Source organism: Brevundimonas sp. KH_025 (genome assembly GCF_057839885.1).
On the sequence record NZ_CM174501.1, the window covers coordinates 413,258 to 426,878 of the forward strand.

The window sequence follows — 13,621 nt, forward strand, 5'->3', positions numbered from 1 at the left end:
AGTCAGCGCCGCAGGTCTGCCTCCAGCCCCGCCAGATAGGCCTCCCAGGCGGCGCGCCCGGTTGCGGTCAGGCGGACGCGGGTCCGGGGCCGACGACCGAGAAAGCCCTTTTCCAGCCGCACGTAGTCGGCGGCCTCCAGTCGATACAACTGGGAGGACAGGGCGTTGTTCGGAATGTCGAGGGCGAGGGCCAGTTCGGTGAAGTCGCCGAGGCCGCGATCGGACAGGAAGGCGAGGACGCCCGCCCGGACCCGATTTTCGAGGAGGGGGTCGGGCGTCGTGGGCTGCGGCGTCACCGCCGCCGCTCGAGCATCAGCACGATGGCGGGAAGGCAGGCCAGCAGGAGCAGGCAGACGGCGGCCAGCGGCAGAATGGGGGGGCTGTTGCCCACGACCGCCATCGCCACCGCGCCGATGAAGCTGCCGACGGCGACGGCGAACAGCCAGCGTCTCTGGCTCATGATCGCCGTGACCCACCAGGCGCAGCCCCAGAGGACCAGCAGGACCGGCGGCATCATATAGGTGGTGTAGATCTGATCAGTCGCCGGTTCGCTTCGGCTGTAGATGCGGAAGGCGGCCACCACGACAACCAGCGCGACAAAGGCGGCGGACCAGATGGCCGACGCCGACCGGCTGAGCTTGACCCGCTTGGGACCGAGCGTGCGCCAGGCCGTCCACAGGGCGGTCAGCAGGAACAGGCCGTGAGCGAGGACGAACGACCAGCGAAAGATTTCGAACAATGGGCCGCGGGTCCCGGCGTGCATCCAGTTCGGCTCCAGCGCATGGAGGGCGAAAAGCGACAGCAGGACGCCGCCATAGGCCCCGCCGAACACAGCCATCAGCAGCAGGAAGGGCGCCGGTTCGCCGCGTCCGGCGGCGGCGAGGCGTTTCAGATAGGCCAGGTCTGCGGCGGCGTTGGCGGGCGAGGTATCGGACATGTGCGGGTCTCCCGGGTGCCGAATGAATGCGTGATTACTTTTAATTATAAAGTAGTCGAGTCAAGCCCCCTCGCGTCAGGCCTTCGCGGAGGCTAAGGATGGGACGTGCGTTTCGACGATCGTTTCCTTGAAGAACTGAAGGCCCGCCTTCGGCCGTCCGACGTGATCGGGCGGACGGTGAAGCTCAAGCGTCAGGGGCGCGAGTATGTCGGCCTCAGCCCCTTCTCGAAGGAGCGGTCGCCGTCGTTTTTCGTCAACGACGACAAGGGCTTCTTCCACGACTTCTCGTCCGGCAAGCACGGCGACATCATCAGCTTCCTGCAGGAGACTGAGCGGCTCAGCTTCGTCGAGGCGGTGCAGCGGCTGGCGGGCGAGGCGGGGATGCAGCTTCCCGCCGAGGACCCGCAGTCGGCCGAGCGCGAGGCCAAGAAGCAGGGGCTGACCGACTGGATGGACCTGGCCCAGAAATGGTTCGCCGCCAATCTGCGCCGCTCGGTCGGCAAGGCGGCGCGCGAATATCTGGAAAAACGCGGCCTGCCCGAGGATCAGTGGGAGCGCTTCGGTCTGGGCTACGCCCCGAACGACCGCGAGGGGTTGAAGAACGCCCTGATCCAGCGCGGGGCCAAGCCCGGCGATCTGGTCGAGGCCGGGATGCTGATCGCGCCCGAGAGCGGCGGCCAGCCCTATGACCGGTTCCGCGACCGGCTGATGTTCCCCATTCTGGACGCGCGCGGGCGGATCGTCAGCTTCGGCGGGCGGGCCATGAACCCGGACGACCGGGCCAAGTATCTGAACGGGCCGGAAAGCCCGCTGTTTCACAAGGGCGCCACCCTCTACGGCCTGCCCGAGGCGCGCCGCATCCTGGGGGCCGAGAGCCGGGGCGAGCAGGGCGTCATCGTCGTCGAAGGCTATATGGACGTCATCGCCTGCCAGCGGGCGGGCCTGCCGGCCGTGGCGCCCATGGGCACGGCCCTGACCGAAGAGCAGATGGAGCGTCTGTGGCGCGTGTCGGCCGAGCCTGTGCTGTGCTTCGACGGCGACGCGGCGGGGCTGCGGGCCGCCTATCGCTCGATCGAGCGGTCGCTGCCCTTGCTGAAATCGGGCCGGTCGTTCCGCTTCGCCCTGCTGGACGCGGGCCAGGACCCGGACGACATCCTGCGCGACAAGGGGGCGCCGGCCCTGCGCCACGCCCTCAGCGAGACCCGGCCTTTCGTCGAGGTCTTGTTCCGCCGCGAGGCCGAGGCCGAGCCGTTGGACACGCCCGAGCGCAAGGCGGGGCTGAAAGGGCGGCTGCGTCAGGCGGCGTCGGCCATTCAGGACAAGGACCTGGCCGAGCAGTACCGCCGCGACCTGTTCGAGCGCTTCGACGCCCTGTTCCCGCGCCAGTCGCAACAGCCGCAGGGCCAGCAAGCCTACCAGCAGGGCGGACGCCCCGGTCCCGGAGGCCGCTGGCGCGGCCCGCCGCCCAAGCTGGGCCAGACGACCGAGGGCGCCCAGGCCATGCACGCCCTGTTCCGCTCCATCGAGCCGGTGGCCGCCGCCCTGGCCCACGGCGCGGTCGATGATCCCGAGCGGATGGACGACCATCTGGAGGCCATCGCCCGGCACGGATTCGGCGACCCGGCGCTGGACGGACTGGCCCAGGAACTGGTCCGGCTACGGTTTTCGGGCCAGAGCCTTGACTCTGCCGCGATCCGACGCCATCTGGCCCACTCGGGTCATGATGCCTTGATGCACGAGGTCGAGAAGGCGGCGGCAAAGTCCGGCGCGCCATTCCTGGCTGCAGACAAGCCCCTCGGCGAGGCGAGGATCCGGTGGTCGCAGGCGTTCGACGCTCTGACCCGCGTAGCGGCGTTGGAGCAGGCGCTGGCGTCAGCAAAGTCGGATGCCCACAGGGCGTTCGACAACTCGGCCTTCACCCTGGTGAAAGCCGAGCGCGATGCTTTGCGACGGGCCATCAAGACCGGAACGATTTGGGAAGACGCGGCTTCTTCGTAACTAACGAAGTTGTCGGGCGTTGTATTTTCGCCGCAGGGGACTGATCACCCCCGAGCGGTCGTGGAGACTGACTGAATGAGCGCGCAGACCGAGACGCAGGACGCCGAAGCCAATACCGACGGGCCCCTGCTCGATCTGACGGACGCCGGCGTCAAGAAATTCATCAAGCAGGCCAAGGCGCGCGGCTATGTCACGATGGAGGAGCTGAACAAGGTCCTCCCGTCCGAGGAAGTGACCCCGGACGCCATCGAAGACACCCTGGCCATGCTGTCGGAAATGGGCGTCAACGTCGTCGAGGCCGAGGAAGACGCCGCGGAATCGACCGGCACCGACGTGGCCGCCGCCGCCGAGACCTCGGTGGCCGAGGCCCCGGCCAAGGCCGCCTATGACCGCACCGACGACCCCGTGCGCATGTATCTGCGCGAAATGGGTTCGGTCGAACTGCTGAGCCGCGAGGGTGAAATCGCCATCGCCAAGCGGATCGAAGCCGGCCGCGACGCCATGATCTCGGGTCTGTGCGAAAGCGCCCTGACCTTCGAGGCCATCATGGTCTGGCGCGAGGAACTGGCCAACAACCGCATCCTGCTGCGCGAAGTCATCGACCTGGACGCCACCTACGGCATCCTCAATCCCTCGTCCCTGCCGCACAACCAGCCCCCGGCCGGCGAGGCCCCCGCGCCCGGCGCCGAGAAGCCCGAGGGCGAAGGCGAGGATGACGACGAGGACGATTTCGACGACGGCGGCGGCATGTCGATCTCGGCCCTGGAAGCCGAGCTGCGCGACGGCGTCATGGAAGTGCTGGACGCGATCGCGGGCGACTTCGGCGGCTTCCGCAAGCTGCAGGACAAGCTGGTCGAGGCCCGCCTGAAGGGCGAGGTGCTCAGCGCCAAGGACCACAAGGCCTACGAGACGCTGACGAAGACGATCTCGGATCGTCTGAAGACGATGAAGTTGAACAACAACCGCATCGAGGCCCTGGTTGAGCAGCTGTATGCCATCAACAAGCGCCTGATCGGTCTGGAAGGCCGCCTGCTGCGCCTGGCCGACAGCTACGGCATTTCGCGTCCCGAGTTCCTGAAAGCCTACTTCGGCTCGGAGCTGGACCCGAACTGGTCGGAACGCGTCAAGGAGATGGGCGTGCGCTGGACCAAGTTCAGCGACAATGAAGCGACCCAGATCGCCCAGATCCGCGGCGACGTCGCCGCCGTGGCCACCGAGGCCGGCCTGCCGATCGACGACTATCGCCGCATCGTCCAGACGGTGCAGAAGGGCGAACGCGAAGCCCGCCAGGCCAAGAAGGAAATGGTCGAGGCCAACCTGCGCCTCGTCATCTCCATCGCCAAGAAATACACCAACCGCGGCCTGCAGTTCCTGGACCTGATCCAGGAGGGCAACATCGGCCTGATGAAGGCGGTCGACAAGTTCGAGTACCGCCGCGGCTACAAGTTCTCGACCTACGCCACCTGGTGGATCCGTCAGGCGATCACCCGCTCGATCGCCGACCAGGCGCGGACCATCCGCATCCCGGTGCACATGATCGAGACGATCAACAAGATCGTCCGCACCAGCCGTCAGATGCTGCACGAGATCGGCCGCGAGCCGACCCCGGAAGAACTGGCCGAAAAGCTGGCCATGCCGCTGGAGAAGGTGCGCAAGGTCCTGAAGATCGCCAAGGAGCCGATCTCGCTGGAAACCCCCATCGGCGACGAGGAAGACAGCCACCTGGGCGACTTCATCGAGGACAAGAACGCCGTCCTGCCGATCGACGCCGCCATCCAGTCGAACCTGCGCGAAACCACGACGCGTGTGCTCGCGTCGCTGACCCCGCGCGAGGAGCGGGTCCTGCGGATGCGCTTCGGCATCGGCATGAACACCGACCACACCCTGGAAGAAGTCGGCCAGCAGTTCAGCGTGACCCGCGAACGCATCCGTCAGATCGAGGCCAAGGCCCTGCGCAAGCTGAAGCACCCGTCGCGGTCGCGGAAGCTGCGGTCCTTCCTGGACAGCTGATCAGGACGGCACGCGAACAAGCAGGGGCGGCTCCGACGGGGCCGCCCCTTTTCTTTGGCGATCAGGACTGAGGCGGCTCGACCATCAGGCCGACGACGCGGCGCACGAGCGGCAGCACCATCAGCAGGACGGGGAAGGCGATCAGCCAGGACAGCCCCCAGGCCGACATCCAGGTCGCCGGAAAGGCAGGGCTGAAGCCGAGGCTGCGCAGGGTGGCGACCGCCGAGACGACAAAGGTCATCAGCAGCGACAGCACCAGCGGCGTCACCAGGGCGGCGTAACGCGCCGGGAGGCGGCGCAGGGTCATGAAGGAGGGGTGGCTCATGGAAAAGCAGTCTCATCAAATGAGGTCGTCGGCCGCATGCATCCGCCCGCGAACGGGACGTTCCGGCCGAGACCGGAGGGATGCGTTGCCTGACGTGAGACGCTTACGGCCTTCGCAAGCGAAGGCACGGACGACCTAGCGCGAGCGATCTGCGCGCGCAAGGTCGTCCGTTTCGCTCAGTCCGTCAGTTCTGGAACACGGTCTCGAAGCCGCCCCACATCATGCGCTTGCCGTCGAAGGGCATGTCCATGTTGGCCATGGCGGGGTCTTCCTGCATCTTGGCCCAGGCGTCGTCGGCCGTCTTCTTGTCCGGCCAGACCAGCCAGGAGAAGACCACGACCTCGCCGTCCTCCAGCTTCACCGCCATGGGGAAGCTGGTCAGCTTGCCGTCCGGCACGTCCACGCCCCAGTTCTCGATCTGGGCCGTGGCGCCATAGCCCTGGAACAGGGGCCAGGCCTTGCGGGCGGACTCGATATAGCGGTCCTTGTTCTCGCTCTTCACCGGGGTCAGGAAGCCCGTGATGTAGGACATATTGGTTTCTCCTTCGGAGGTTGAGCCCCTATCGCTCGCCGCGCGGCGGCTCGCTGCATGAGGGGCGGGGGAACGGATAGTCGAGTAAGGCGCGGGCGTAGGCTTGGTAGAAAGCGACAGGGCGGGCGGCTTAGCTTTGCCGGCTACCCAATCTTGTCAGCAGCGGCTTCCAGGGCGGCGATGTCGATCTTGGTCATCGTCATCATGGCCTCGAAGGCGGCCTTGGCGCGGGCAGGGTCGGGGTCGTCGAAGAAGGCCATCAGGCGGCGCGGGGTGATCTGCCAGTTCACGCCCCAGCGGTCCTTGCACCAGCCGCAGGCGCTCTCCTGGCCGCCGGCGCCGACGATGGCGTCCCACAGGCGGTCGGTCTCGGCCTGATCATCGGTCATGATCATGAAGGAGACGGCCTCGGTCTGCGGAAAGGTCGGCCCGCCGTTCAGGCCCGTATAGCGCCGTCCGGCCAGGGTGAACTCGACCACCAGCTCGGCGCCCTCGGGATTGGACGGATTGTCGGCGGGGCTGGCGACGACGCGGTCGATGCGGCTGTCGGGCAGGCCCAGCGAGACGTAGAATTCGGCGGCCTTTCGCGCCTGGCCCAGGTCGTACCAGATGCAGGGAATGATCTTGTCGGTCATCGCGCCTCTCTCGGGTTTCAGGCGTCGCCGCGAGGATGCGGCCGACGCCGGATGGGGAGCGTCGTCAGGCGAACGCTTCAACACCCTGTTCGGCTGCAGCCGGGTTCATCCACATGACTTCCCAGATGTGGCCGTCGGGGTCGGCGTAGGCGCGGCTGTACATGAAGCCGTAGTCCTGGACCGCGATGGCGTCGGCCTGACCGCCCGCCTTGACGGCGCGTTCGTGCACGGCGTCCACGGCCTCGCGGCTGTCTTCGGAGACACAGATCAGCATCTGGGCCGTCCGTTTCGCGTCGGGGATGGCGCGGTCGGTGAAGCTGGCGAACTTCTCGTGGGTCAGCAGCATGGCGTGGATGGTGTCGGAAAACACCAGGCAGGCGGCGGTGTCGTCGGAGAATTTCGGGTTCTTCACGGCGCCGACGGCCTCGTAGAAGGCGACCGAACGGGGCAGGTCGGTGACGGGCAAGTTGATGAAAATCATCTTGTTCATGGTGTTCTCCCTCTCTGATGGTGGAAGTCTTGCATTGCTGTGTTATGTTAGTCAACCATGAAGTTAGAAAAGATAACTAACGAGTTTCCCGGCCGGTCGCGGCGCTATCACGACGCCTGCGGCGCGGCGCACGGCCTCGACCTGGTCGGCGAGCGCTGGGCGTTGCTGGTCATCAGAGAACTCATGATGGGGCCGAGGCGTTTCAGCGATCTGCGCAATGACCTGTGCGGCCTGTCGGCCAACGTCCTGACCCAGCGGCTGGAGGGGTTGGAGGCCTCGGGCATCGTCCAGCGCCGCAAGCTGCCGCCGCCCGCCTCGGTCCAGGTCTATGAGCTGACCGACTGGGGCTATGAGATCAAGCCGGTCTTCATGGTGCTGGGCCGCTGGGCGGCGCGCTCGCCGCAGCATGACCCCACCCTGCCGATCAGCGCCGTCTCGATCATGCAGTCGTTCGAGACCATGTTCGATCCCGCGCGGGCGGGCGAGGCCGCGATGCGCCTGGGCTTCGCCCTGGACGAGGACCGCATGCTTGTGACCGTAGCCGAGGGGCGGATCGAGGCCCGGCGCGGCGAGGTCGAGGGCTGCGACGTGGTGGTGCGCGCCTCGCCGCCCGCGGTCGTGGCCGCCGCCGTCTACGGCAAGGTTCCGCTCGAGGCGCTGGAAGGCGAGGGGGCGATGACCATCGAGGGCGACCGCGATGTGTTCGCTCGCTTCATCGACTTCTTCCACCTGCCGGAGAAGGCGGGAGCCTAGAGCGAAATCGGTTGGAATGCGCTCGCATTCCAACCCAGATATTCGCTCCAGCATCATGCAGAGAGCCTGATTCACGGCGTCGGCGGAATCGCGAAGCGATTCCTCCTCAACCGATCAGGCTCTAGAGCCGGAAGGGGCGTTTGGGGTCGGGCGCTTCGCCGCCGCGCGGACGCACCACGCCGTCGGCGTCATGCGAGGCGTGGCGGTCGATGTCGCCCGCGTCCAGGGGGCCACGTCCGGCCGCGATCTCGGCGCGGGTGGCGTGGTCCGTGGCCGGGTCGACCCCGTAGGAGCCTGTGCGGGCCGGGGAGGGGGCGTCGCCGATCCCGCCGGAGGCCTGATACAGCCCGATCAGTTCGCCCTTGGCGAGGGTCGAGCCCTTCAGCACATTGACCAGTTCCGCCAGCGGGGTCTCGGGCGACAGCTGGAGCTGGCGGTCCACGGCGAACAGTTGGAAATGATAGTGGTGCGGCCCGCTTCCTGGCGGCGGCGCCATGCCCAGCCAGCCGTGTTCGCCTCGGCTGTTGCGCCCCTGAACGGCGCCCGGCACGGACTCCGGGCGCGGGCCAGGCTCGACATGGGCGGGCAGGGCGGTCAGGGCGCCGGGAATGTTCCAGACCATCCAGTGCACGGTTGGTTCGTCGCGCGGGGCGTCGGGATCCTCGACGATCAGGGCGTAGGTCTCGGCCTCCAGAAGCCCGCTCCAGGCCAGAGGCGGCGAGGTGGCGTCGCCCGCCAGGCTGTGTTCGGCGCTGAGCCAGCCGTCGACGTCGGCGGCGTCCGAGGTCAGCACCAGCCCGCCGCCCTGATAGGGCTGGACCTTCATGAAGGCGATGGACTGGCCCGAAGGGCCGGGATGCGACTGGGCCATATGCAATCTCCCTGCGAGGCGCGCAGGGAGGAAACGTGCGGCGGCGGGGATCGTTCGCCGTCGTCGCTCAGATCGTGTCGATCAGACCAGGACGTCCAGCAGCGTACCTGTCATCTCGTCCGCCGTGCGGGCGACAGCGGCGTTGGCCGAGAAGTCGGTCTTGGCGCGGATCTGCTCGACGGCTTCGACCGCCAGGTTGTCCAGCGAGCCCGTGGCCGTGCGGCGGGCGCTGGCCTCGAAGCGCGAGGCGGCGTTCTGCATTCCGGCGGCGGCGATGGTCAGCGGCGGGATCGTCATGGGAGTCTCCTGGGCGGTGTCCGGGCGGGAAAAGAACTCTGCGGACCGTCAGGATCGTGGCTTTAAGGTCAAGGGCGCCTGAACAAGCGTGGTGAACGGCGGTCTTTTTCCGGAAACACGCCCCATCGGGGCCAATATTGGTGTATAAGTCGGATCTCCTCATCGCCCGGCCGGCTGTTCGCCTTGGCCGGGCGCGGTCGTTTTACGGCCGCCTTGCTCTTTTTCAGGTCGTATATGCCCTTTCCCGCGATCCACCCCGCGCTAGACCGCGCCCTCGTCAACAAGGGTTATGCCGAGCCCACGCCCGTCCAGGCGGCGGTTCTGGAAGGGCACGGCGAGGCCGACATGCTGGTCTCGGCCCAGACCGGATCGGGCAAGACGGTGGCCTTCGGTCTGGCGGCCGCCTCCAGCCTGCTGGGGGACAATGAAACCTTCGGTCCCGCCGACGCGCCGCTGATGCTGGCCATCGCCCCGACGCGCGAACTGGCGCTGCAGGTCTCGGCCGAGCTGGAATGGCTGTACGGCGAGTCCAAGGCCAAGATCACCACCTGCGTCGGCGGCATGGACGCCCGCAAGGAAGCCCGCGCGCTGAACTTCGGCATCCACATCGTGGTCGGCACGCCCGGCCGCCTGAAGGACCATATCGACCGCGGCAACCTCGACCTGTCGGCGCTGAAGGTGCTGGTGTTGGACGAGGCCGACGAGATGCTCGACATGGGCTTCCGCGAGGACCTGGAATACATCCTGGAGCAGTCGCCGGCGGAACGCCGCACCCTGCTGTTCTCGGCCACCATCGCCCGCGACATCGCCACCCTGGCCAAGCGCTATCAGCGCGACGCCGTGCGTATCGACACCGTCGACCGCAGCGCCCCGCACCGCGACATCGAATACCGCGCCATGCGCATCGCCCCGAACGAGATCGAGCACGCGGTGGTCAACACCCTGCGCTTCTTCGAGGCCCCGGGCGCCCTGGTCTTCTGCTCGACGCGCGACAGCGTGCGTCACCTGCAGTCGTCGCTGCTGGAGCGCGGCTTCTCGTCCGTCGCCCTGTCGGGTGAAATGGGCCAGCGCGAGCGTTCCGACGCCCTGCAGGCCCTGCGCGACGGCCGCGCCCGCGTCTGCGTCGCCACCGACGTGGCTGCGCGCGGTCTGGACCTGCCCGACCTGGGCCTGGTGATCCACGCCGAACTGCCGATCAACAAGGCGACCATGCTGCACCGTTCGGGCCGCACCGGCCGCGCGGGCAAGAAGGGCGTGTCCGTCCTGCTGGTCCCGCACACGCGCCGCCGCAAGGCCGAGATGCTGCTGAACTCGGCCGGGGTCGAAGCCACCTGGGCCGGCGCCCCGACCGCCGACGAGATCCTGGCCAAGGACGAGACCCGCCTGCTGTCCGGCGAGATCTTCGAACAGGCCGTGACCGAAGAGGAAATGGTCCTGGCGCGCCGCCTGATGGGCGAACGCACCGCCGATGAAATCGCCGCCGCCCTGATCCGTCTGATGAAGAAGGACCTGCCGGCGCCGGAAGATCTGCTCGATCCGGGCCAGATCCACCAGCCGCGCGCCCGCGAGCGCGGCGCCGCCGGTGGTGAAGACTTCGCCGCGACGCCGTGGCCGGGCGACCGTCTGCAACCGGACGAGGTCGTCTGGTTCCGCATGGATGTGGGCCGCAACAAGAACGCCGATCCCAAGTGGCTGATCCCGCTGATCTGCCGCGTCGGCCACATCACCAAGAAGGAAATCGGCGCCATCCGGACCTTCCCGGACGAGACCCGCTTCGAGATCGCCAAGACCCACGAGGGCCTGTTCCGCGACGCCCTGAAGAACAGCCCGCGCGACGACGTCACCATCACCCCGTCGGAAGCCCCGACGCCGGGCGGCGGCGGCGGCTTCAAGAAGCCGTTCAAGAAGCGCGACGACGAGCGGAGCGGCGACCGTCCGGCCCGTCCGCCCTTCGCCAAGAAGCCCTTCAACCGCGACGAGCGCGCCGGCGACGGCCCGCGCCCCGAGTTCAAGAAGAAGCCCTACGCCCCGCGCACCGACGCCGAGCGCGGCGGCGAGCGCGCTCCGCGTGCGGAAGGCGACAAGCCGTTCAGCAAGAAGCCCTTCCAGTCCAAGCCGGGCTTCAAGCCGGGCGGCAAGCCGGGCGCCAAGCCGTTCAACAAGGCCGGCAAGCCCGGCAAGCGTTTCGACTGACTCCTGATCGCTGACTTGCCCCCGGTTCGATCCGGGGGCAGGCTGCGGCCATGACCGCACGCGAACCACAGGCTGGACGCGACCACGGGGGGCGATACGCCTCCTTTTCCGCGTTTTATCCCTACTACATCCACGAACATTCCAACCGGACCTGCCGCCGCATCCATGTGGTCGGGACGGGTCTGGTCATCGCCGCCTTTGCGGCCTTCTGCGTCACGCGCAACGCCTGGTGGCTGCTGGCCATGCCTCTGGTCGGCTACGGCTTCGCCTGGGTCGGGCATTTCTTCTTCGAGAAGAACCGGCCGGCGACCTTCAAATATCCGCTGTGGAGCCTGATGGGCGACTTTCGCCTGTTCTTCGAGACGGTCAGCGGCAAGCGGCGGTTCTGAGCGCCTCTTTCCTCCCCATTTCATGGGGAGGGGGACCGCGTAGCGGTGGAGGGGCTCGGTCGCGCCATGCGTCAGGCGGCCCCTCCGTCTCGTCGGCTGCGCCGCCGATCCACCTCCCCACGGCGTGGGGAGGATAGGCCCAAACAAAAAGGCGACCGGATCGCTCCGGTCGCCTTTTTCGTCGGTGGGGGCGGAAGCCCTTAGTTCGAGGCCGTTTCCCAGGCCGGGGGGCAGCCGTCGAAGTCGCCGGCGTCGGCGATGGTCAGGGTCTTCATGTTCAGGCGCTGAGCCTGCTGCATCGAGCCGCGGCCGTGGCCGGTGTAGAGGTCGATCTTGGAGCCCTTGATCGCGCCGCCGGTGTCCGAGGCGTACCAGTAGCCGTCGTGGACTTCGCCGTTGGCCAGACGCAGGCCGACCGTTTCGCGGATGAACAGCTTGGTGCGGCGCGGGATGACGCGGGGGTCGACGGCGACCGTGCGCATCGCGATCGGACGGCAGCCGAGCGAATCGTTGCCCGTCGCGCCGCCGCCGCCTGCGTGATAGAGGCGGGCCGAGGCGCGCCAGTCGGGATCGCCCGCCATCAGCTCGGCCTGTTCGGCGGAGAGGGCGGAGGCGTCGATGGAACTCTCAGCCGTCGCGGCGGTTTCCACTGCAGCCGTGTCGATAGCGACGACGGCCTCATAGGGTTGAGGCTCTCCGGAACCGGAGAAGGCCATAGCCCAGAACATGGCAAGCGCGGCGGCTGTGTTCAGCATCGAAAAAACTACAGGTAGCACCGGGCCCGACACGCACCGGCATGGCGCTTTTCGCCGCCAATTGTGGCAAAAGAGCGGCAAATGAGATCAGGCGCGACCCTTTGACCCGATCATCGTTCGATTAATCCACAGGTCCATGAGCATATCGTCCATATGTCACAGCATATGTGACAGCAATGAAATCAGTATTCATCATTGCTGATGTCTATACTTGCGCGATCACCTGAACGGTTAACACCATAATCGTTCTGCGTAACACTTTATTTCCAAGAAATGCTCGCTCGGGTCCGCAGAAACCAGCTTGACGACGACGCAAGAGGCGAAGTCCGCCTTGACTGGAGGCGCGACCGTGAATGAGCTAAGCCGTAGTTTCCCTTTCCCTTTTCGCCGGTGTCCCATGAAGCGCCTGATGATCGCCGCCGCCGCCCTGATGCTGGTTTCGGCCCCCGCCGTGAACGTCGACGCCTGGGGAAACACCGGCCACCGTCTGATCGGCGTCGCCGCCATGCGCGGCCTCAGCGACGACCTGCCCGCCTTCCTGCGGACCCCGGCCTCGATCGCCGACGTCGGCGAATTGGCGCGCGAGCCCGACCGCTGGAAGGGCGCCGGCCAGCCCCATGACCGTGAGCGCGACACGGCCCACTTCATCGACTTCGACGACAACGGCTTGGCCATGAAGGCGAACGGCCCGTCCATCGACGCCCTGCCGCGGCTGAAGTCGGACTTCGACACGGCTCTGGTCCAGGCGGGCATCAAGATCGATGATGTCGGCTACCTGCCCTACGCCCTGATGGACGCCTATCAGAACCTGGGCCGCGACTTCGCTTACTGGCGCGTGCTGAACGCCGCCGAGGCGCGCGAAATGGACCCCGGCAAGAAGGCCTGGTACCGCGCCGACCGCGAGCGCCGCGAGGCTCTGATCCTGCGCGACATCGGCGTCCTGGCCCACTACGTCGGCGACGGCTCGCAGCCGCACCACACCTCGATCCATTTCAACGGCTGGGGCGACTATCCGAACCCGGAAGGCTTCACCAACTCGCGCCGCACTCACGGCGTCTTCGAGGGCGAGTTCGCCTCGCGCGTCGCCCGTCTGGATGCGGTCGAGGCCGGAATGAGCCAGCCGCAGGTCTCGGGCCTCGACCTGCGCGCCCGCACCGCCGGCTATCTGAAGACCACGCTTGGCACGGTCATTCCCTTCTATCGTCTGGAAAAGGCGGGCGGCTTTGTCGACGCCGACCCGCGCGGCGCGGCCTTCGTCACCGAGCGTCTGGCGGCGGGCGCCTCGGAACTGCGCGACCTGATCATCCTCAGCTGGCGCGAGAGCGGGACCGCCTCCATCGGCTGGCCCGCCGTCAAGGTGGCCGAGGTCGAGGCCGGCACGGTCGATCCCTGGACCTCGATGATCGGCGAGGACTGACTTTCGCTTAATGGCGCGG

Annotated in this window: 15 protein-coding genes; 6 read left to right on the forward strand and 9 right to left on the reverse strand. The window is 67.3% G+C overall.

The window, feature by feature from the left end; all coding sequences use genetic code 11:
* Positions 1 to 2: 2 nt before the first annotated feature.
* The gene (locus AC3IS2_RS02090) at positions 3 to 296 is read right to left on the reverse strand and encodes a transcriptional regulator (RefSeq protein ID WP_489199023.1); all 294 of its coding nucleotides are present in this window, start codon (positions 294 to 296) and stop codon (positions 3 to 5) included.
* A complete protein-coding gene (locus AC3IS2_RS02095) occupies positions 293 to 937 on the reverse strand; it encodes a hypothetical protein (RefSeq protein ID WP_489199024.1) in 645 nt (214 codons plus the stop codon). Before AC3IS2_RS02095 ends, AC3IS2_RS02090 begins: the two co-directional genes overlap by 4 nt.
* A gap of 105 nt (positions 938 to 1,042) precedes the next feature.
* Here AC3IS2_RS02095 and dnaG point away from each other — a divergent pair, with 105 nt between their 5' ends.
* Complete coding sequence (gene dnaG, locus AC3IS2_RS02100) at positions 1,043 to 2,935, forward strand: DNA primase (protein WP_489199025.1); 1,893 nt, start codon at positions 1,043 to 1,045, stop codon at positions 2,933 to 2,935.
* Between the two features lie 75 nt (positions 2,936 to 3,010).
* A complete protein-coding gene (rpoD, locus tag AC3IS2_RS02105) occupies positions 3,011 to 4,945 on the forward strand; it encodes an RNA polymerase sigma factor RpoD (RefSeq protein ID WP_489199026.1) in 1,935 nt (644 codons plus the stop codon).
* 61 nt (positions 4,946 to 5,006) lie between these two features.
* Here the strand turns inward: rpoD and AC3IS2_RS02110 are convergent, their stop codons facing one another.
* The 4 genes from AC3IS2_RS02110 to AC3IS2_RS02125 form a co-directional block, all read right to left on the reverse strand.
* Complete coding sequence (locus AC3IS2_RS02110) at positions 5,007 to 5,270, reverse strand: DUF2798 domain-containing protein (RefSeq protein ID WP_489199027.1); 264 nt, start codon at positions 5,268 to 5,270, stop codon at positions 5,007 to 5,009.
* Between the two features lie 184 nt (positions 5,271 to 5,454).
* On the reverse strand, positions 5,455 to 5,802 hold the full coding sequence (locus tag AC3IS2_RS02115; RefSeq protein ID WP_489199028.1) for a DUF1428 domain-containing protein: 348 nt from the start codon (positions 5,800 to 5,802) through the stop codon (positions 5,455 to 5,457).
* 143 nt (positions 5,803 to 5,945) lie between these two features.
* The gene (locus AC3IS2_RS02120; RefSeq protein ID WP_489199029.1) at positions 5,946 to 6,437 is read right to left on the reverse strand and encodes a VOC family protein; all 492 of its coding nucleotides are present in this window, start codon (positions 6,435 to 6,437) and stop codon (positions 5,946 to 5,948) included.
* 64 nt (positions 6,438 to 6,501) lie between these two features.
* Positions 6,502 to 6,927: a VOC family protein gene (locus AC3IS2_RS02125; protein WP_489199030.1), complete on the reverse strand. Its 426-nt coding sequence runs from the start codon at positions 6,925 to 6,927 to the stop codon at positions 6,502 to 6,504.
* A gap of 57 nt (positions 6,928 to 6,984) precedes the next feature.
* Here AC3IS2_RS02125 and AC3IS2_RS02130 point away from each other — a divergent pair, with 57 nt between their 5' ends.
* Positions 6,985 to 7,680, forward strand: a complete 696-nt coding sequence (locus tag AC3IS2_RS02130; RefSeq protein WP_489199031.1) for a winged helix-turn-helix transcriptional regulator — start codon at positions 6,985 to 6,987, stop codon at positions 7,678 to 7,680.
* 121 nt (positions 7,681 to 7,801) lie between these two features.
* Here the strand turns inward: AC3IS2_RS02130 and AC3IS2_RS02135 are convergent, their stop codons facing one another.
* Positions 7,802 to 8,551, reverse strand: coding sequence for a YbhB/YbcL family Raf kinase inhibitor-like protein (locus tag AC3IS2_RS02135; RefSeq protein ID WP_489199032.1), 750 nt, complete (start codon positions 8,549 to 8,551; stop codon positions 7,802 to 7,804).
* Positions 8,552 to 8,632: 81 nt separating this feature from the next.
* Positions 8,633 to 8,848 carry a flagellar hook protein FlgE gene (locus AC3IS2_RS02140; RefSeq protein WP_489199033.1) on the reverse strand — a complete coding sequence of 72 codons (216 nt, stop codon included), beginning with the start codon at positions 8,846 to 8,848 and terminating at the stop codon, positions 8,633 to 8,635.
* 234 nt (positions 8,849 to 9,082) lie between these two features.
* Between AC3IS2_RS02140 and AC3IS2_RS02145 the strand changes: the two genes are divergently transcribed.
* Both AC3IS2_RS02145 and AC3IS2_RS02150 read left to right on the forward strand, forming a co-directional pair.
* Positions 9,083 to 11,041, forward strand: coding sequence for a DEAD/DEAH box helicase (locus tag AC3IS2_RS02145; protein WP_489199034.1), 1,959 nt, complete (start codon positions 9,083 to 9,085; stop codon positions 11,039 to 11,041).
* Positions 11,042 to 11,091: 50 nt separating this feature from the next.
* Positions 11,092 to 11,430: an Mpo1-like protein gene (locus AC3IS2_RS02150; RefSeq protein WP_489199035.1), complete on the forward strand. Its 339-nt coding sequence runs from the start codon at positions 11,092 to 11,094 to the stop codon at positions 11,428 to 11,430.
* Positions 11,431 to 11,630: 200 nt separating this feature from the next.
* Here the strand turns inward: AC3IS2_RS02150 and AC3IS2_RS02155 are convergent, their stop codons facing one another.
* Positions 11,631 to 12,185 (reverse strand): 3D domain-containing protein, encoded by a 555-nt coding sequence (locus AC3IS2_RS02155; protein ID WP_489199036.1) that lies wholly within the window; start codon positions 12,183 to 12,185, stop codon positions 11,631 to 11,633.
* Between the two features lie 409 nt (positions 12,186 to 12,594).
* Between AC3IS2_RS02155 and AC3IS2_RS02160 the strand changes: the two genes are divergently transcribed.
* Positions 12,595 to 13,602, forward strand: a complete 1,008-nt coding sequence (locus AC3IS2_RS02160; protein WP_489199037.1) for a phospholipase C/P1 nuclease family protein — start codon at positions 12,595 to 12,597, stop codon at positions 13,600 to 13,602.
* The last annotated feature ends 19 nt before the right edge of the window (positions 13,603 to 13,621 follow it).